General features: G+C 68.7%; 19 protein-coding genes. 12 read left to right on the forward strand and 7 right to left on the reverse strand.

Annotation, left to right across the window (positions count from 1 at the left end):
• Positions 1 to 108: 108 nt before the first annotated feature.
• Both ACEZDG_RS12890 and ACEZDG_RS12895 read left to right on the forward strand, forming a co-directional pair.
• On the forward strand, positions 109 to 657 hold the full coding sequence (locus ACEZDG_RS12890; RefSeq protein WP_380507326.1) for an SseB family protein: 549 nt from the start codon (positions 109 to 111) through the stop codon (positions 655 to 657).
• Positions 658 to 764: 107 nt separating this feature from the next.
• Positions 765 to 1,718: a pirin family protein gene (locus ACEZDG_RS12895; RefSeq protein WP_380507329.1), complete on the forward strand. Its 954-nt coding sequence runs from the start codon at positions 765 to 767 to the stop codon at positions 1,716 to 1,718.
• 38 nt (positions 1,719 to 1,756) lie between these two features.
• On the opposite strand, the gene ACEZDG_RS12900 is transcribed toward ACEZDG_RS12895, so the two are convergent.
• A complete protein-coding gene (locus tag ACEZDG_RS12900) occupies positions 1,757 to 2,854 on the reverse strand; it encodes a phosphotransferase family protein (protein WP_380507333.1) in 1,098 nt (365 codons plus the stop codon).
• On the reverse strand, positions 2,851 to 3,672 hold the full coding sequence (locus ACEZDG_RS12905; protein ID WP_380507336.1) for an integrase: 822 nt from the start codon (positions 3,670 to 3,672) through the stop codon (positions 2,851 to 2,853). The genes ACEZDG_RS12900 and ACEZDG_RS12905 overlap by 4 nt, the downstream gene beginning before the upstream one ends.
• A 169-nt stretch (positions 3,673 to 3,841) precedes the next feature.
• Here ACEZDG_RS12905 and ACEZDG_RS12910 point away from each other — a divergent pair, with 169 nt between their 5' ends.
• The 6 genes from ACEZDG_RS12910 to ACEZDG_RS12935 all read left to right on the forward strand — a co-directional run bounded on the left by ACEZDG_RS12910 (position 3,842) and on the right by ACEZDG_RS12935 (position 9,077).
• Entirely contained in the window at positions 3,842 to 4,066 is a 225-nt protein-coding gene (locus ACEZDG_RS12910; RefSeq protein ID WP_380507338.1) for a hypothetical protein, read from the forward strand.
• 114 nt (positions 4,067 to 4,180) lie between these two features.
• A complete protein-coding gene (locus ACEZDG_RS12915; protein WP_380507341.1) occupies positions 4,181 to 4,885 on the forward strand; it encodes a hypothetical protein in 705 nt (234 codons plus the stop codon).
• Between the two features lie 105 nt (positions 4,886 to 4,990).
• Positions 4,991 to 5,734 (forward strand): thioredoxin domain-containing protein, encoded by a 744-nt coding sequence (locus ACEZDG_RS12920; protein WP_380507344.1) that lies wholly within the window; start codon positions 4,991 to 4,993, stop codon positions 5,732 to 5,734.
• On the forward strand, positions 5,731 to 6,348 hold the full coding sequence (locus ACEZDG_RS12925; protein WP_380507346.1) for a vitamin K epoxide reductase family protein: 618 nt from the start codon (positions 5,731 to 5,733) through the stop codon (positions 6,346 to 6,348). The genes ACEZDG_RS12920 and ACEZDG_RS12925 overlap by 4 nt, the downstream gene beginning before the upstream one ends.
• Positions 6,349 to 6,881: 533 nt before the next feature.
• Entirely contained in the window at positions 6,882 to 8,120 is a 1,239-nt protein-coding gene (locus ACEZDG_RS12930; protein ID WP_380507349.1) for a DUF4041 domain-containing protein, read from the forward strand.
• Positions 8,121 to 8,219: 99 nt separating this feature from the next.
• On the forward strand, positions 8,220 to 9,077 hold the full coding sequence (locus ACEZDG_RS12935; RefSeq protein WP_380507352.1) for a hypothetical protein: 858 nt from the start codon (positions 8,220 to 8,222) through the stop codon (positions 9,075 to 9,077).
• On the opposite strand, the gene ACEZDG_RS12940 is transcribed toward ACEZDG_RS12935, so the two are convergent.
• The 4 genes from ACEZDG_RS12940 to ACEZDG_RS12955 form a co-directional block, all read right to left on the reverse strand.
• Entirely contained in the window at positions 9,065 to 9,925 is an 861-nt protein-coding gene (locus ACEZDG_RS12940; protein WP_380507355.1) for an aldo/keto reductase, read from the reverse strand. The genes ACEZDG_RS12935 and ACEZDG_RS12940 overlap by 13 nt on opposite strands.
• A complete protein-coding gene (locus ACEZDG_RS12945) occupies positions 9,859 to 11,055 on the reverse strand; it encodes a JmjC domain-containing protein (protein ID WP_380507359.1) in 1,197 nt (398 codons plus the stop codon). Before ACEZDG_RS12945 ends, ACEZDG_RS12940 begins: the two co-directional genes overlap by 67 nt.
• Before the next feature lie 87 nt (positions 11,056 to 11,142).
• Positions 11,143 to 11,301 (reverse strand): hypothetical protein, encoded by a 159-nt coding sequence (locus tag ACEZDG_RS12950; protein WP_380507362.1) that lies wholly within the window; start codon positions 11,299 to 11,301, stop codon positions 11,143 to 11,145.
• A 559-nt stretch (positions 11,302 to 11,860) separates the two neighbouring features.
• Complete coding sequence (locus ACEZDG_RS12955; protein WP_380507365.1) at positions 11,861 to 12,178, reverse strand: ATP-binding protein; 318 nt, start codon at positions 12,176 to 12,178, stop codon at positions 11,861 to 11,863.
• 217 nt (positions 12,179 to 12,395) lie between these two features.
• Between ACEZDG_RS12955 and ACEZDG_RS12960 the strand changes: the two genes are divergently transcribed.
• Entirely contained in the window at positions 12,396 to 13,712 is a 1,317-nt protein-coding gene (locus ACEZDG_RS12960) for a hypothetical protein (protein WP_380507368.1), read from the forward strand.
• Here the strand turns inward: ACEZDG_RS12960 and ACEZDG_RS12965 are convergent, their stop codons facing one another.
• Positions 13,713 to 14,246 (reverse strand): NUDIX hydrolase, encoded by a 534-nt coding sequence (locus ACEZDG_RS12965; protein WP_380507371.1) that lies wholly within the window; start codon positions 14,244 to 14,246, stop codon positions 13,713 to 13,715. It lies immediately after the preceding gene.
• A gap of 456 nt (positions 14,247 to 14,702) precedes the next feature.
• Here ACEZDG_RS12965 and ACEZDG_RS12970 point away from each other — a divergent pair, with 456 nt between their 5' ends.
• From ACEZDG_RS12970 to ACEZDG_RS12980, 3 genes are read left to right on the forward strand one after another with little or no spacing between them, the layout of a single operon-like run.
• Complete coding sequence (locus ACEZDG_RS12970) at positions 14,703 to 15,806, forward strand: hypothetical protein (RefSeq protein WP_380507374.1); 1,104 nt, start codon at positions 14,703 to 14,705, stop codon at positions 15,804 to 15,806.
• Between the two features lie 2 nt (positions 15,807 to 15,808).
• Positions 15,809 to 16,369 (forward strand): hypothetical protein, encoded by a 561-nt coding sequence (locus ACEZDG_RS12975; protein ID WP_380507376.1) that lies wholly within the window; start codon positions 15,809 to 15,811, stop codon positions 16,367 to 16,369.
• A gap of 3 nt (positions 16,370 to 16,372) precedes the next feature.
• Positions 16,373 to 16,759 carry a DUF5955 family protein gene (locus ACEZDG_RS12980; protein ID WP_380507379.1) on the forward strand — a complete coding sequence of 129 codons (387 nt, stop codon included), beginning with the start codon at positions 16,373 to 16,375 and terminating at the stop codon, positions 16,757 to 16,759.
• Positions 16,760 to 16,779: the final 20 nt, after the last annotated feature.

Genomic DNA, 16,779 nt, shown 5'->3' on the forward strand with positions numbered 1-16,779 from the left:
AGACTACGCCCCCTACCCAGCGGTAAGTACCATTATGCTACCCGTAAGTAACTTAATTCAACCCCATCGGGCCGTTCGGGTGGCGGCGAACTCGATAACCTTGGGGATGTGTACGGCTACGAGCAGACGACGAGCGGCGCCGGACCCGGCTACCAGGGCGGCCCCTACCAGCAGCAGACACCCCAGCCGGGCATGGGCCAGGGGATGGGCGGCCCCGACCTCGGCGCGGGCATGACCCCGGAGATGAACCTGGGCGGCTACGGGCAGCAGCCCCAGCAGCCGCTCTACCCGGAGCCGTCCCCGCCCTCGCTCAGCGACGCCGTGCGGGCCTTCACCACCGGCGGGCTCCCGGTCGAGGACTTCCAGTCGATCTTCATCACCTCCAAGGTGTACTGCCCGCGCGGCGAGCGCCCGGGCTTCCTGGCCCTGCACAACACCCCGCAGCCGGTGATCCCGATGTTCAGCTCGCTCAAGGAGCTGCGGCGCTACGCGGGCAAGGAGTCCAAGTACTTCACCGTCACCGGCGCCGAGGTGCTGGACCTGCTGCCGACCGGCTACGGCTTCGCGATGGACATGGAGGGCGAGCACCGGATGGTGTTCGACGCCAAGGCGGTCGAGCAGATGGTCGACTTCACGATGCGGAGGATGTACGGCTAGCGGGCGCCTCGGCAGCTAGTTGAAGGTTCAACTTGCTTTCGGTTGACGCATCAACTAATCTCGTTGATGTCGGCACCGCTGGCGCCGTACGCATCGAGGAGGCAACCATGCCCGCAGTGACAGTCGAGAACCCGCTGGTCCTGCCGCGGGTGGACGTTCCGGACCCGACCACCGCCGTGGCCCGCCCGGTGCTCCAGGTCGTGACCGCTCCCGAGGGCTACGAGGGCGAGGGCTTCCCGGTCCGCCGCGCCTTCGCGAAGATCAACACCAAGCACCTGGACCCGTTCATCATGATGGACCAGATGGGCGAGGTGGAGTACGCGCCGGGCGAGCCCAAGGGCACCCCCTGGCACCCGCACCGCGGCTTCGAGACGGTGACCTACCTGATCGACGGCAAGTTCATCCACCAGGACTCGACCGGCGGCGGCGGCTCCCTCGGCGACGGCGACACCCAGTGGATGACGGCCGGCGCGGGCATCCTGCACATCGAGACCCCGCCCGAGGACCTGGTGGTCTCGGGTGGCCTGTTCCACGGGCTGCAGCTCTGGGTGAACCTGCCGGCCTCCGACAAGATGATCAACCCCAAGTACCAGGACATCTCCGGCGCCAACGTCAAGCTGCTGACCACCCCGGACGGCGGCGCGATCCTGCGGCTGATCGCCGGTGAGATCGGCGGGGTCGAGGGCCCCGGGGTGACCCACACCCCGATCACGATGATCCACGCCACGGTCAGCCCCGGCGCCCGGATTACCCTGCCCTGGCGCCGGGACTTCAACGCCCTGGTGTACGCGCTGAACGGGCGCGGCACGGTGGGCGAGGAGAACCGTCCGCTGGGCATGGGCCAGGCCGTCCTCTTCGGCGAGGGCGACAGCATCACCGTCCAGGCCGACGCCACCCAGGAGTCGCGCTCGCCCAACCTGGACCTGGTCATCCTCGGCGGACAGCCGATCCGGGAGCCGGTGGCGCACTACGGCCCGTTCGTGATGAACAGCCACCGGGAGCTGCAGCAGGCGGTGGAGGACTTCCAGTCCGGCCGCTTCGGCCGCATCCCCGCCAAGTAGGCGGCAGGGAAGTACTGCGGTGCACAGGGGCAGGCCGGTTACGGCCTGCCCCTGACGGCTGCCAGGGCCGCGCGCAGCAGCTGGGCCCGGTGCTCGCGCTGGCCGCGGTGCTCGGGCCCGGCCAGGGCCCGGGTCGGGATCTCGACGTTCATCACCAGGTAGAGCCAGAGCCGGTAGAGCCGGACCCGCAGCAGCGACGCCTCGTCCCAGCGCCACGGCCCGCTGTCGTGATCGGCCGCGGCGTAGCCGCGGAGCAACGGGTGGTCCGGCTGCTCCTCGATCGCGCCGAAGAGCACCGGCGAGACCAGGTCCACCAGCGGATCCCCGTACAGGCAGCGCTCGCCGTCCACCAGGCCACTCAGCCGCAGCGCGCCAGCGCCGCCGCTTCCGCCGCCCGGGACGGCCAGCACATTGCCGTCCCACAGGTCGAAGTGCACCAGGGCCGGGCGCCGGACCAGGTCGAGGACCGGCGACGCCGCGGCGACGACCGCCCGGATCTCCGCCGCGGGCACCGGCAGCGGGGCGCCCAGCCGCTCGGCGTCCGCCAGCAGGTCGTCGATGATGCCGAGGAAGGCCTCGCGCCAGCTCGAAGACCGGCGGCGGCCCTCGCCCGGGTAGCCGAACTCGTCCCCACCCAGGGTGTGCAGCCGGGCCAGCGTCCGGCCCAGTTCCTCGCGCACCGGTGCGCCGGCCGGGCCCGCTCCCAGCTGGGACAGCGGCGTCCCCGGCAGCAGCGTCATCAGCAGCCAGCCGCCCTCGCACCAGGACGGATCCGTGCCGTGGTGCAGTACCTCGGGCACCGGCAGGCCGGGCAGCTCCCGTCCGATCCGGGCGAAGTACTCCGCCTCGACGGCGAGCAGCCCCCGCTCGTAGCCCAGCAGCTCCGCGCCCGGCGGCGGGGAGAGCTTCAGCACCACCGGCGCCGCCCCGTGCAGTTCCACCCGCCACACCGCCGCGAACCCGCCGCCGCCCAGTTCGGCCGCGCCGGCCACCCGGCAGGAGGAGCCCAGCGAGAAGCGCACCAGGTCGGCGACCTCGCCCGGCGACAGCTCCCGCTGCGTCCGGCTCCTGGTCGCCCTGGTGCTCCCGCTGGTGAACGCGCTGGTGCTCGCGCTGGTGAACGCCTCGCTGGTCATCGCATCCTCGCGAACAGCACCGTCGCGTCGTCGCGGATCTTGCCGCGGGGCCAGCGGGTGCAGGCGGCGTCGTCCGCCTCCACCGCGCGGACCCGGCGCAGCAGTTCGGCCGGGCCCTGGTCCTCCAGCAGGTTCAGCGCGTCCGGCCAACTGCCCAGGTCGAAGCGCTCGACATAGCGGGACGCCCCGTCGGTGAGCGCCGCGAGGGCGCGCAGCTCGGCCAGCGGCACCGAGCCGGTCTCGGCGTACTCGGCGGCCTTCGGCAGGGCCGCGGCGATCCACGGCCCGCGCCCGGTGTTCCTGGCGGCGCGGACGGCCAGGGCGTAGCGCATGTGCAGCACCGCGCGCTCCGGGGAGCCCGGCGGGGTGCCGTGCACCTCCCGGCGCAGCGCCTCCCCGGCCGGGAAGGGCTGGTTGTCGCCGACCACCCCGACCGTGCCGAAGCGGTCCAGCACCAGCAGCGAGTCGCCCAGCACCAGGTACTGCAGCGCCGGCCCGTGCAGCCGCACCGCCACCACCATCGCGGCGGGCGTATTGGGGTGCGCCAGATCGCAACGCGCCCCGTGCAGCGAGGCCGTCTCGGCGATCGCGTCGCTCAGGCACTGCGTCATCGTGCGGTCCGGCCGGTCCACCATTCGAGTGAGCAGATGTACGCCGAGCCGGCGCGCGTACCAGGCCGTGCCGTGTTCACAGCCGGACTCCATCGCCGCCGGCGAGCTCGAACCGTCCAGCAGCACCAAGGCCTCCGGCGTCGCCGCCGCGTAGTCCTCGCTCACCCGGTCGGGGCGCTGCGACTCCCCGGAAATCTCCACCCGCATGGCCTTCAGTGTGCGGGAGCGCTCCCTTCGAGGACAGGGCTTCGACCTCATCATCCCCCGCACTGATGGCCGCTGGCACGACTGTTCGGCCTTCTGTTCGGGCCTCGATCTCATCTCAACTCGGTGCCGGACCTGCCGGGCGCTCCTTATCGGGCGCATACTGCTGGTAATGACCAGAACCGCCGCGACCCGGCGCCACATGCCCACCAGTCCCTTCAAGGCACCTGCCGAACCCCCGACTCCCGAGAGCTTCGCTGTCGGGGATCTGGTGACGGACGACCAGCACGGGCTCGGACGGATCATCGGAGTCGAGGGGGAGACCGCGGTAATGGTCGACTTCGGCTCCCGTCAGCTCCGCATCCCGACCCCCTTCACCAAGCTCAGCAAGCTCTGACGCAGCACCCGGATCCACCCCGTCCCACTCCCGCACCGCGCGTTGGGCCCGGCCAGGCACCCCTGATGGCCGGGCTTACCGTGTTCACACACCCCGGCTGAGATACTCGCCGGCGTGGGTGGGACAGCGGGTGGCACGGTGGTGCTGAGGGTCGTACGCGCGGCGGTGTTCGCCGGCGTGTCCCTCTCGCTGTCCGCAGGCGGTCAACTCCTGGTCACCGGAGCGCCGTTGCCCGTCGCCACGGTGCTGTGGGCCGGTCTGGCGGTCTTCCTGCTGGCGCTGCTGCTCGCGGCGGGCGAACGCGGCTACCTCAGGATCGCGGCGGTACTGGCCCCGCTGGAACTGGTGCTCAACGCCACCTTCAACCTCGGCCAGGCGAGCTGCGGGCCCGGCGTCCCGCCCACGCCGTCGGGCCGGAGCCTGAACGGGCTGCCCGACCTGCTGCTCTGCGGCGGCGGGCAGCTGCACGGCCCCACCGCCGCCTGGGCCGGGCCGGGGCCGGGGCTGCCGCACCTGACCCTCCCGTCCGCGCCCTCAGCCTGGCAGTTCAGCCTGCTGCTGGCCGTGCACCTGCTGGCGGCGCTGCTGGCCGCGCTCTGGCTGCGCCGGGGCGAGGCCGCGGTGTTCCGTACCCTGCGGGCCGTCGCCGCCTTCGCGACGGCGCCGCTGCGGGTGCTGTTCGCGGTGCTGGTGCCGCTGGTGCAGACCGCCGGGGTCGGCCAACCACCCGCGCCCCGGAGGAGCCAGCCGGGACCGCAGCAGGTCCTGCTGCGCACCGCGCGGCGGCGTGGGCCGCCGCCGCTGCCTGCCATGTGCTGAGCAGCGCTCTTCTCCTCCCCCGCTGACGGCGGGGGCTCGCTGCTGCCTGCACATCACCGGATGCACGTGCGTTCCACCCCTCCGGAGCAGGAAGCGAACACCACCATGAACTCGAACACCACCATGCGCATGCGCTGCGCCGCCGCCCTCACCGCCCTCGCCGCCCTCACCGTCCTCGGGCTGGCCGGCTGCGGCAGCAGTACCGGTACCAGCGGCGGCGGTTCCGGGACGGCGGCCGGCCAGGCCGTGACCGTCCCGGCCAACACCTCGGGCCCCGGCGGCACCGTGATCGTCTACGGCAAGGCGGACGCCGCCAACACCCTGGACGTCTACGAGGACTTCCGCTGCCCGGTCTGCGACCGGCTGGAGCGCGCCGACGGCGCGACCATCCAGCAGCTCGCCGACAACGGCACCTACAAGATCCAGTACCACATGGGCACCTTCCTGGACGACAACCTCGGCGGCTCGGGGTCCGTGGCCGCACTGGCCGCCGCCGGGGCCGCGCTCAACGAGAGCCCGGCCAAGTACGAGCAGTTCCGCACCGTGCTCTACGCCAACCAGCCGGACGAGCAGAACGACGCCTTCGCGAGCGCGGACCACCTGCTGGAACTGGCCGCGAAGGTCCCCGGGCTGCGCAGCGCCGCCTTCGACCAGGCGGTCAGGAACGGGACGTACAAGCCCTGGGCGCAGCGGGTCGGCGCCGCGTTCGCCGGCAGCGGCGTCACCGGGACCCCGACGGTCCTGCTCAACGGCACCACGCTGACCCTGTTCGACAGCGGGACCGGGGAGCCGATCACTCCGGCGCAGTACCAGGCCCTGGTGCAGCAGACCATCGGCGCGAAGAAGTGAGCGCCGCACCCGCCGCGCCGGACGGGGCCCGTACGGCCGGCACGGCCCGTACGACCCGCACGGGCGCGGGAGTCGCCTACGCCTGGCTGCTGGTCGTCGCGGGCGGGGTCGGGCTGGCGGCGGCGGTCACCCTGACGCTGGAGAAGATCCGGCTGCTGGAGCACCCCGGATACATCCCCAGCTGCAACATCAACCCGATCATCAGCTGCGGCTCGGTGATGCGCACCGCCCAGGCGTCCGCCTTCGGCTTCCCCAACTCGCTGCTCGGCGTGGGCGCGTTCGCCGTGGTCGTCACCATCGGCGTCGTGGCCCTGACCGGGGCCCGACTCCCGCGCTGGTTCTGGCTGGGGCTGCAGGCCGGGGTGCTCTTCGCGGTCGGCTTCGTGCACTGGCTGATCTTCCAGACCCTCTACCGGATCGGCGCGGTCTGCCCTTACTGCATCGCGGTCTGGGCCGCCGTGATCCCGCTGTTCTGGTACACCACCCTGCACAACCTCCCCCCGCTGCGGAAGGCCCTCGGCCGCTACCACTGGGTGGTCCCGGCCTGCTGGTACCTCGGCATCCTGGCCCTGGTCCTGGAACGGTTCTGGTACTACTGGCAGACCCTGCTCTGACCTGCACGGATGCTGCTTCCGGTGGCCAGGAGGACACGTCGAGCGCACGGCGTCGAACGCTGCCCTCGGCGTGTCCTCGTCGTCCGGCCACAGATCCGTGCAGATACCAAGGGTCATGCACGGTCGCCGAATACGCTGCGCTGGTTCCCTCGCGTGCAGTACGTTCACAATCCTGTGAGCGCTGCCCGTGGCGCTCCCATGCTGCCCATCGTGTTCAAGGAGCCACCGTGGCGAGTCTGCGCTTCAACCCGCCCCCGAACTGGCCTCCCGCACCGGCTGGTTGGACTCCCCCGCCCGACTGGCGTCCTGACCCTTCCTGGTCTGCTCCACCGGAAGGCTGGCAGTTGTGGATCCCTGAGGACACTGGTGCACCGACAACCGGCTGGCCGGTTCCACCACCCGCTGTCGAGGATCGGAGTACCCGTAGCAAGCTCTTCTCCCGACGTCGCGGGCGGGAGGACGACGAACTGATCCAACTGCGCGAGTGGATTGCCCGCGCACAGGGCCCGGAGGCGTTGGAGGCAGCGCAGGCAGTGGCCCTCGCGCGCGCCGAGGCCGAGAGCATCCGGGCGGAGGCCGAGGAGGACGCGCGGGAGCTTCGCGTCGAGGCCCGCAACGCGGTCCGCCAGGAGACCGCCGAGATGCAGGCTGCCCTCAAGGAGGCAGGCAAGGCCCAGAAGGAACTGGAGAAGGGCCAGCGGGACCTTTTCGAGGTACAGAGCCGACTGGCTCAGGCCCAGGCGCAGATCGTGGTGACCGAGGAAGCAGCCATGCTGCAGCAGGTCGGGGTGTACAGCTACCAGCACCCGTTGCAGGACGCCGTTGCCTATCGCACCCGCCTGGACTCCCTGCAGGCAGAGATCAAGCAGTTGGTGCGCGCCGGGCAAGCGGTGCAGTCCATCTCGCAGTGGACCGTCAACGGATCGCAGCGCGAGGGCAAGAAGATGGTGCAGGACTTCTCCAAGTTGATGCTGCGCGCCTACAACGCCGAGGCCGACCAGGCTGTGCGCACCATGCGTCCGCACCGGGTCGGCCCACTGGTCGATCGGCTCTACAAGACCCGCGAGACCATCGCCAAGCTGGGCGCCACCATGCAGATCCGCATCGCGGACGGCTACCACGACGCCCGGGTACGTGAGTTGACGCTGACAGCCGATTATCTGCAGAAGAAGGACGAGGAGAAGGAGGCCCAACGCGAAGCACGCGCCATCGCGCGCGAGGAAGAGCGGGCGCAACGCGAATTCGAGCGCGAGCGCGAGAAGCTGGACAAGGAGCGCAATCACGTTCAGGCTGCCCTGCAGCGACTGCGCGAGCGCGGTGACACCCAGGGCGTCCTGGATCTGGAGAGCAAACTCGCCGATATCGAATCCGCCCTACGCAGCGTAGAAGCCCGGGCGGCGAACATCCGCACCGGCTATGTCTACGTCATCTCCAATGTGGGTGCCTTCGGCGAACGCATGGTCAAGATCGGCCTGACCCGCCGCCTCGAACCTCTGGACCGCATCTACGAGTTGAGCGGCGCGTCAGTGCCGTTCCGCTTCGACGTCCACGCCCTCATCTTCAGCGACGACGCCGTCGGACTGGAGACCAAGCTGCACCAGCACTTCGCGGACCGCAGGGTCAACCAGGTCAACACCCGACGCGAGTTCTTCTACGTCAGCCCCGCAGAAGTCCGTGATGCTCTGCAGGCCTACGTCGGACAGCATCTGGTCGAATTCACCGACGTACCCGAAGCACTTGAGTGGAGAGCCAGCGGCAGCAGGCCGGCCTGAGCAGACCACTGGCACTGCACCGTGTGTTTTGGACGCGGCTCGCCCACGTAGGGAGCGAATACCTCGTAAGGGGTTTGACCCGCTGCTACGGTCATTGACATGACGCTTTCGGTCTCAGGCGGCACTGCCGTTGATTTGCGGGTCGAGTCGGTCGAGGACGTCCTGGAGCATGTTGAGCAGGCCCTTCACGTGCACATGGACCGGGAGACGGTGGTGCGCAAGCGCCGTTCGGTGGGCGCGCGCACGGACCGGCAGAGCTGGGTCCGGATCGAACGTCGAGGGCTCGACCGGATCGGAACACAGGGCTGGAACGGCACGGAGTGCGCCGCAGTTCTGGACGGGATCGCCAAGCCCGCGTGGTGCGCGGCCGTCGCTTGGCGGGACCGGGCTGCGCCCGCAATGTGGCGGGCCGACGAGACGTCCCTCCTGCCGGGAGCGCCGATCGGGTCCAGCGTGCTTGCCGTTGATCCCCAACTGTCAGAAGCCTGGTGGCGGGCATTGAACGCGTCCCTGGATGCGCTGGCGGCCCAGCACACGTCGCGCGTGGCCACACCGGACACGGTGCTGATCACACAGCCCGTGGTCACCGAGGCTGTCCAGAACGCATTCGGCAGCGGGTTCGACACAGCCATCAGCACCTGGGTTCCCGCCCACGCGGATCTGAACTGGGCCAATGTGAGCGGTCCGGAATTCTGCCTGTTCGACTGGGAGGACTGGGGCAATGCGCCCCAAGGGTTGGACTCCGCGTCGCTGTGGGGAAGTTCGCTCGCCGTCCCGGCGCTGGCCGACCGCGTACGTCGGGAGCGGCGCGGCGATCTGGAGAGCCGGGACGGCATGCTGATGACGCTGTTCGCCTTCTCGAAGTTCGCCGGCCCGGACGCACACCCCGAGGATCCTCGCGTGGAGCCCGCACGGCTGGAGGCAGCTCGAATCGTCGCGGAGCTTCAGGCCCGTTGACGAAGCGCTCTGCCGCGCAGGAGTTCTCGGTACTGTTCTACGACCAGGTCGTCGACCTCGTGCCTCAGGGCGTTGAGCAGTTGGCGCAGGTGGGCGGGATTGTCAGAGCCGACAGCGAGGGTGCTCACTTGGGGTAGGCGGTAGGCGGTCCGGAAGGCTGCTTGGACGCGCGTCAGGCCGCCGGTCGGGTCTTGGAGGAATAGGCGCGGGTCGACGGCCTTCCATACCGGGTCGTGGATGCCGCCGCCGAAGGGGCTCATGCCCCACAGAGCCTCTTGCGGCAGATCCCACCGCGCAGCGAGTGCTTCGGCCGCGGTCAGAGTGTCGGATCCGACCAGCAAGCCGGCGCGGACCATGAGGACGGACGGTTGCGGTGCCCGCTGGAGGGCCAGGTCGGTCAAGGGGCGGGGGTTCCAGGAGGCGACGCCCCAGGCTCGGCACAAGCCCTGTGCTGTGGCATCGGCTAGGAGTGCGAACGCTCGTTTCAGTGCGTCGGCGGAGGCTTCCGTGGCGTCGGGCAAGGAGGCTTCTGGGTTGTGGAGGAAGACGAGGTCCGGGGGTCGTCCCAGGTCGCGATTGGTCTGCTCCAGTGCGGCCCGCAGTCGGGCCGGGTCCAGGGAGTGCTCGGAAGCGCTCGGTCCAGGGAAGTAGCCGACCTTTGTGGAGAGCGTGAGGTGCGGCAGGACATCGCCTGCGACCTGCGCCAGGGTGTTGTGGGCGGTGAAGTCGCGGTAGTTGAAGCTGGTGTCGATGGCGTCGATACCCAGCTCCAGCGCGTCGGTCAGGAGGCTTCGCTGGTAACGAGACCGGTGTAGCCCAAGGACAACTCGGGGATAAGCGGCGCGCATATCTGCTCCTCCACCAGGATCTCGGCGACCTCTGTCACCTCGGCACCGGCCACTGTCGCTGCATGGGCCAGGTGGACGGGCCTGCCGCTCAGCAGCAGCCGCAGAGCGGGAAGGGCCTTGGCCGCGAACGTGAGCTTCTTTCCCAGGGCCAGCACGACGACGTCCTCATCGTTCTCAATGATCTGCGGGGGGAAGTGGGATGCGCAGACCACCGAGTCGAGCGGGCCGAAGATGCCCAGGAAGGGCACGTGCCGGGTGGGCGTCGCTTCCTGTCCGTGCGCGTCCAGGAACTCGCCCGGGGGTCGCTCGCGCACCAGTCGGGCGGCTGCCTCGGTCAACGCCTCGCTGCCGGTTCCGTGCCAGCGGTCCAGGTCGTGTCGGAAGATCTCGTTCTCACGGCACCAGTCCCCCAGCCAGGCCAGCCAGCTCGCGCCGGTCCGCTTGGTGATCCCGAACGTGACGTGCAGGCTGTTCCCTGCTCCACGGCCGTCACGGGTCGCCTGGTGCCAGTGGCCCCGTGGGATGTGCATCACGTCGCCGGGTTGCATGACTCCGGCCCAGACGATGTCCTGGCTCGGGGTGTAGTTGGGGTCCGCGTCCCGGTACATGGGCACGGCCCGGGACGTGCCGCGGACCTCCCACTGCTTCTCGCCGGCCAGTTGGACGACGATGACGTCGTGGTCGTCCCAATGCAGCGGGAAGCCGGAGGCGTCGTTCGTCGTCAGGTAGGCGTTGACCTGGACGCGTTCGTGGGCCCACCACTGCAGTGCCCGGCACGCGACCTCCATCGTGGGGTCGAAGACGTTGGCCTGGTCGAGGATGAGGGTGGCGCCCTCGCGCAGGAGGCCCCCCAGGCGCCGCATGTCGACCATGGGAATGCTCTGACCCCGGGGGCTGACACTGTCGGTGAAGTAGACGGCGGGGTGCACCTCGTCGCCCCGTTGGAAAGCACGGAACTGCGGACGGTTCAGGCTCCTGCGCATAACGATGTCGAGCATGCGGTTCGGGGTCAGGACGCGGGTGAGCAGTTCCGGGTCGTCGATGGTTCCTCGCACGAAGCCGTTTCCGAGTTCCTGCGCGCCGTTCCAGCCGAGTGCTGTCTCGATGGCGCTGGTCAGCCGGTGTTCCATGGTTCCCTCCTGGTGGGTTCGCTGGTGTGGTGCCAGGGGCCGGCGGGGGTCCGCAGGTTGGAGCATGCGGACCCCCGCCGTCTGCCGCTACTCGGTGTCGTTCAGGTTGCCGTCGCCGCCAGGCCACGGCGCGTCGCCAGAACTGCCCGAGTTGTCGGACCGCAGACCGTCGTACCGGTCGTGGACGGAGGTCAGTTCCTCCACCGCCACCAGCAGACTGCTCTGCGGTGTCGTGTCTTCTGCCACTTCGTGCTCCTTCCTCTTTCGGTTCTCCCTCTGCGGGCGTGCAGCGGGAAGCAGGAGTGACTCGACCCGTTACTCGGGTGGGCGCGAGCTGTGCAAGGGAGTCATCGAAGGCCGGGCCGCTCTCGTCACGCGGGCTGCGCCCGGATCTCAGCTCTCCGGCGCTAGTGCGTCGGGCATCGAAGCCGGAACTGGCCGAGATGCTTGGCTTGGCCCGTTGGGAAGGGACTCGCGGACGCAGAGGCCAAGGCACACCAGGAGTGCGCTGCCGGCCGCGATCCAGGTGCCCGCCAGCATGATCGTCACGGGGTCGGGTCTGGCGTGGCGACCGCTCATCGCTGTCCCCCATCGCCGGGGCTGTCGCCCCACGTGCCGCGGCGCGCAACAAGGGTCAACGCAGCGGCGTCCTGGACAGGTCGCTCTCTGCCGCCGACGAGGGGACGAACGACCCTGGTTCCGCTTCGGATGTCGGTGACGACAAGCTCCTGGCCGCCCTCGTCGGTGACCAGGTCACCGATCTGTGGGGCATCGAACGGCGACGTGGTGGTAGAGGGTGACCTGGTCATGCGCTGGCCTGCAGTGCGGCGTGGGTGCCGATGCTGGAGGTCGCCGCTCTCACCAGGGCTGTCAGGCGCTTGTCGCTGCAGGTGGCGGCATCGTCGCCGACCTCGAACCACACACGCTTGCCACCAGGTTCGGGCTCGGCTCCCCACTCGGCGGCCAGGGCATCGACCAGAAGCAGACCTCGGTCCCGCGTGGAATCCCATCCGGCGTTGGCGACGTGGGGCATGTCCGTATCGGCGTCGGTCACTTCGACGGGGCTGGGCAGCACCCGGAAGCCGTAGGGACCCCGGGCGGAGGTGGGTGTGGTGGCAGGCATCGCAGGGAACCTTTCGCCAGGTGCTCGACGCCGCGACGCACCGTCGAGCGCGGCACGGCATCCCTCTTCGGTGCCCCCTCGGGAATCCCCGGGGGAGTCTCAGAATTGCCTGGCGTCCCGTTCGGGGATAAGGCCAGCATGTGTACCCACAATGGGTAAACTCGCGGTCAGTGATCTCGTGTGACGGTGAGCGACGATCGACAAAGGGGCGTCGGACATGACCGAACCCACGACACCACCGGGTCTGCCCCGGCGCCTTATCGCGGACCCGGAGATGGTCACCGCCTGTGCCGCCAGGGACTTCACGAGGATCTTCAGCCTGGCGAAGTCGAAGGCCGGCACCCACGCCTCCCGCATCGCCCGGCTGTGCGAACTCACCCCCAGCCGAGTGGGCGAAGTCCTCTCAGGACAGCGTCAGATCACGAACATGAACGTCATCGAGCGCATCGCCGACGGCTTACAGATCCCGGGGCACATGCTCGGACTGGCCGCACGCGCATGGGAGCAACCGAGGATACCCAGCCCATGCCGACCACAGACCCGCGCAGCAGAAGAAGTGTTTCGACCCCCGCACTCTGTCGAGTCGCGAACCAACGACTTGGACGACATCCTCGCCATCGCCGCGAACACCAAGGTCACCCCCGGCACACTGCGGTCCCTGCAGACATCGATCGAGGACTACTGGCGCAGGGACGACGAGCACGGCGGCGAGGCTCTGCGTCCAGCCGTCATCGGCCAGCTCAGATACGTCCTGGGCGTCCTGGACGACACCACGGATCCCCACTACCGGCGGGTCCTCCGCGGAATCGCAGCCGAGTTGGCGCGCCTGACCGGGTGGACGTACTTCGACGCCCGTCAGCACAGCACCGCCCGGACCTACTTCACCCAGTCACTACGCCTGGCTCGTGCCATCGAGGACCGGACGTTCACCGCCAACGTGCTCGCCTGCCTGAGCTTGCAGGCCACCTACCAGGACCGGGCCACCGAGGCCGTCACCCTGGTACGCGCCGCCCAGGATGCGGCCCGCAACGATGGAGGCACCCCGCGGCTGATGGCGATGCTCTCCATCCGCGAGGCGTTCGGCCACGCCAGCACACATGACCGGCAAGCCACCCACACTGCCATCCACGAAGCCCAACACCACTTCGGACGCATCGGCCCCACCGACGAAGACCCGGCCTGGGTGCACTACTTCGACCAGACCAAGCTCACCGTGGACACTGGTATCGCCCTGGGACAGCTCGGCGACGCGAACGCCGCCGAGCCGCTGATCCACCAAGCCCTCCGGAGCGAGCCGGAGACGAACCTGCGGGGCAGGGCCTTCCACTCGTTCTGGCTGGCCAAGACCCAGCTGCAACGCCGCCAGGTCGAGGCGGCATGCAGCACGGCAACCGAGGCCCTGGACCTGGCCCTTGCCGTCGACTCCCCCCGCGTCACAGGGCACCTGCACGAACTCCGTCCGTTGCTCGCGCCCTTCCACTCCTTCCGCCCAGTCATGGAACTGGAAGAACGGTTGAGAGAAGCGACGGGCTGACTACAGTCCCGCCTCATCCAGCAAGAGGTACAGCACGCCCACAAGGGATCCGCTGCTGACGATCTCCCGGCGATCGATCATGCCTCGCAGATCGGACAGCGCGATCCACTCCAGACGGTCGGACTCATTGCGTTCCGTCGGCGGCCCGGCGTACTCCAGAGCGTCCGCGCGAAAGACGAAGTGCTCGGAATCGGTGATGCCATTCGCGGGCTGAGCGTAGATCAGCGGCCTCATCTCACCAGTACGCCAGCCGGTCTCCTCCAGCACCTCCCGCGCTGCGGCCCCGGCCGCCGTCTCATCGGCCTCGATCAGTCCCATCGGAAGTTCCCACGCCCAGGAGTCGGTGATGAAGCGGTGCCGCCACATCATCAGCACCTGCCTCTGATCGTTCACCACAGCCGCCACTGCCAGGTGGCGCAGCTTCAGCACGTGGTGCTCCCAGCGGTGTCCGTCCGGCTGTTCGACATCGACCAACCACACGTTCACCCAAGGGTTCTCGTAGATCGGGCGTTCCCCATGGATCTTCCACTGCATCGCCGCGGCCCCTCTCGATGGACCTTCAGCATGTCAGACGCACCAGTTCCGCTCCGCCCCTCAGGCGGCCCACTGCGCCGACGCGGGGAGCCGTCCTGTCGGCCCAGGCCCAGGCCCGCCGGATGGACGGCCCTCCCCGGTCGCAACACCGCCTCCTGGCCTGCCCGATGGTGAACATGCGTCAATTTTCCTTCTGGCCGTCCTGCGGTGGATGCAACCCGCCGAGGGAGAGGTAGGCGTATGCCGTTGCTGCCATGGCGTGGCATCCCGCCCAACAGCGACAGTCCGGACGAAATCGGCTTAGTGGGCTCAGGGCCCGGGCCGCAGGTACCGGTGGACAGCAGCCTCGGGGGACGGTCCGACTACGTCGCTGGAGCAAGGCCGGTTCGGACTGACTACGCACAGCGGGATGAGGTTCCAGCGACGAACACCGTGTCGCGGAGAATGGCCGGCGCCGTGCACGAACGCGTCAACCGGATCGGCCAGGCGCTGGATTGGTTAGGCAGATGGCAGGACCGAATACAAGGCCGTATGCCCCGGCCAATTCGTACCCTGGATGACCGGACGGGCGAAAGCTTGGCGAAGTGGGCCCTTAAGAACGTGCTCTATGCGCGAAAACGGCCCGTTCCATCGTTCGGCTTCGGACTGGCACTCGTACTCACCCACAGCATCTCAGCTCGCCGACAACGCACGCTTCGCTCGCTGGCCCTGGTCGGAGCGCTGGTCTGGCTAGGAGCGCACCATCTTCGGGGACTGGCGGCAATCACTGTTCTCGTATTGCTCTGGCAGTTCTCTCGAGGGCCGCGGGGCAAGGTGGTCTTGCGGTGGGCCCGCCATTCTTTCGTGTCCCTGGTGTTGGTCGCGGTAGCAGCCTACGGCCTGTGGGTCGTCGGTCGACCGCACGAGGCAGTGCTCTACGCAGCGGTCAGAGACGGGGAACATGTCACGCTGGAGCTGTTGATCGCAGTGTCCGTCGTGTACCTGGTGGACCGCTTGACCACCCAGGCCTATGCACAATCCGTTCGACCCACGCGCGAACGCATTGCGATGCGACCACGCCTCTCGCCGCGGGCCGTAAGGAGAATCGACAACTGTGCGGTCACCGAGATGTGGCAGAGCATCGCCTACAGCACCGAGGGCGGGATCGACAGGTTCGTCGGTGCAGGACTCAACGCCTCGCGCCCGGGGGCTGCCCGTATTCAGCTGACGCCAGCCCGTACGGCGGACGAGCGCAGCGACGCAGACGACGACCTCAGAGATACCGGCCCCGACGGCTATCAGAAGTTCGAGGCCGACGAGTTGCTCGACAAGGTGCGTGACGAACTGGAAGACCTTCGCGGGGTCCTGGTCGAAACCCATGCGGTCCCCAACTGCGACGTGGCGGAATTCCTCAGCGTTCCCCCGGCGCGGTGGAAGGATCTGACCCGCGAGGCCACGGTGATCCCAAGGCTGCATGGCCGGAGAAAGCGGAGATGCGTGCCGAGGCCCGACAGCCACCGACCGGCCACTTCTCCCGCCGATATCTTGCCGCCCAGGTCGTCAGCTGGGACGGCCAGATAGTCGTGACGGTATTCGCGCATGCTGCGCTGGAGGGAAAGACGCTCCACTTCGTCACCAGGCCGCACATCCTGGCACCGCTGAGCGGGTGGGCAAACGGCCAGCCGACCAAAGGCTTCGAGCTGGTGGGGAGACTGGCGGCAACGCCGCTCCACGCCTGCGGCGACACCATCGCGCTCGCTGCACGGCTCTACAACCACATCGGTCGCGGCCTCGGACTGCTCAACGCGGCCGAACTGTCCCTCGCGGTTGTGATGGAGAAGGACGACGGGCTGCCGGTAAGCCTCCGCGAGCACTGTGGCCAGTTCGAACCCCCGGATATGCACCAGAGGGAGGACGTACAACGCTACGTGTCGATCCTGCAAGCCCGCATGTTCAGCACTGTGAGCGCATTCCTCGCCGATCACGGCCTTGCCACGGGGGAGTTCCAGCGCCAGGCAGTCGAGATCACCCAGAACTTCATCAGCGGTGACAACAACCAGGTCAACACCGGCAAGGTCGGCGGGGACATGACTAATCGAGTCGGCGGGCCAAACCCCGCTGACGGATCGAAGAAGGAAGACTAAATCATGCGATTCGGGCGAGGAAACGACCGATCGAGCGACGGCGTCGCCGTCTCTGGTCAAGGCAATCAAATCAACACAGGACGAGTCGGCCGCGACATGCGCAACACATACGTCGCCGGTGGCGGCAGCGACGACCCTCGCGTCGTGGCCGCCCAGGGGAGACTGGCGGAACTCCGGGCGGAGTTGGACGCCCATTCCAGCGACGTGCACAGCATCGACAACTGCCGTGAAGCTGTCTCCCGCATTGACGAAGAGCTGCGCAGTGCTGCTCCCGATCGCCGTCGAATCAGGGAGACCTTGGATCTTCTGAGTCTCTCCATCGGGTCAGTCGCCTCTGTTGTGACCAGCGCGGAGATCCTGAAGACGGCGCTGGACGCCTTCATCAACTGATGGCCGATGCCCGCAGCGGG

This window comes from Streptacidiphilus alkalitolerans (assembly GCF_042511045.1).
Lineage (GTDB): Bacteria > Actinomycetota > Actinomycetes > Streptomycetales > Streptomycetaceae > Streptacidiphilus > Streptacidiphilus alkalitolerans.

Excerpts from the sequence above, each read along its gene's own strand:
- ACEZDG_RS12900 (WP_380507333.1), bottom strand. The coding sequence starts at position 2,854 with ATGACCAGCGAGGCGTTCACCAGCGCGAGCACCAGCGCGTTCACCAGC.
- ACEZDG_RS12935 (WP_380507352.1), top strand. The coding sequence starts at position 8,220 with ATGACGCTTTCGGTCTCAGGCGGCACTGCCGTTGATTTGCGGGTCGAG.
- ACEZDG_RS12920 (WP_380507344.1), top strand. The coding sequence starts at position 4,991 with ATGAACTCGAACACCACCATGCGCATGCGCTGCGCCGCCGCCCTCACC.
- ACEZDG_RS12965 (WP_380507371.1), bottom strand. The coding sequence starts at position 14,246 with ATGCAGTGGAAGATCCATGGGGAACGCCCGATCTACGAGAACCCTTGG.
- ACEZDG_RS12980 (WP_380507379.1), top strand. The coding sequence starts at position 16,373 with ATGCGATTCGGGCGAGGAAACGACCGATCGAGCGACGGCGTCGCCGTC.
- ACEZDG_RS12895 (WP_380507329.1), top strand. The coding sequence starts at position 765 with ATGCCCGCAGTGACAGTCGAGAACCCGCTGGTCCTGCCGCGGGTGGAC.
- ACEZDG_RS12945 (WP_380507359.1), bottom strand. The coding sequence starts at position 11,055 with ATGGAACACCGGCTGACCAGCGCCATCGAGACAGCACTCGGCTGGAAC.
- ACEZDG_RS12955 (WP_380507365.1), bottom strand. The coding sequence starts at position 12,178 with ATGCCTGCCACCACACCCACCTCCGCCCGGGGTCCCTACGGCTTCCGG.
- ACEZDG_RS12960 (WP_380507368.1), top strand. The coding sequence starts at position 12,396 with ATGACCGAACCCACGACACCACCGGGTCTGCCCCGGCGCCTTATCGCG.
- ACEZDG_RS12905 (WP_380507336.1), bottom strand. The coding sequence starts at position 3,672 with ATGCGGGTGGAGATTTCCGGGGAGTCGCAGCGCCCCGACCGGGTGAGC.
- ACEZDG_RS12940 (WP_380507355.1), bottom strand. The coding sequence starts at position 9,925 with ATGCGCGCCGCTTATCCCCGAGTTGTCCTTGGGCTACACCGGTCTCGT.
- ACEZDG_RS12910 (WP_380507338.1), top strand. The coding sequence starts at position 3,842 with ATGACCAGAACCGCCGCGACCCGGCGCCACATGCCCACCAGTCCCTTC.